Here is a 618-nt window from a genome sequence, read left to right on the forward strand (position 1 = left end):
CCGCGTCCTGCGAGGCCAAAGCTCAGTCAACCAGGCGCCCATCACCGGAGAAAGCGCCCTGGCCGACAAGGCCCCGGGCGACGAGCTCTACGCCGGCAGCATCAACCAGGATGGCGAGCTGCAGATGCGCGTCACCTCGGCGGCCAATGACAGCCTGATCGCGCGCATCGTCCACGCCGTGGAGCAGGCCCAGGCCTCCAAGGCGCCCACCCAGCGCTTCGTCGATCGCTTTGCCGCCGTCTACACGCCCATCGTGCTGGTGCTGGCCATTGCGCTGGCGGTGCTGGCGCCGCTGGTCATGGACTGGAGCTGGCATGACGCGGCCTACCAGGCGCTGGCCCTGCTGGTCATCTCCTGCCCCTGCGCCCTCGTGCTGTCCACCCCCGTCACCGTGGTCAGCGCGCTCACGGCGGCTGCACGCCGCGGCCTGCTGATCAAGGGCGGCCAGGCGCTGGAATCGGCGCGCAAGCTGCGCGCCATTGCCCTGGACAAGACCGGCACGCTGACCACGGGCAGCCCGAAGCTGGTCGAATGGAAGTCCTGGAGCGAAGAGGATGCAGCCCGGGACGCCGCCCCTGGCCCCGCCCTGCCCGCCGCGCGCGCCCTGGCCCTACGCGG

The 618-nt window shown here is 71.4% G+C and carries 1 protein-coding gene; it reads left to right on the plus strand.

All coding sequences use genetic code 11. The features are described 5' to 3' along the window. Positions 1 to 618, plus strand: a 618-nt coding sequence (locus L995_RS29090) for an HAD-IC family P-type ATPase (protein ID WP_047474890.1), incomplete at both ends; no start/stop codon positions are given.

It is taken from the genome of Delftia sp. ZNC0008 (genome assembly GCF_000799035.1).
Classification (GTDB): Bacteria; Pseudomonadota; Gammaproteobacteria; order Burkholderiales; family Burkholderiaceae_C; genus Comamonas; species Comamonas tsuruhatensis.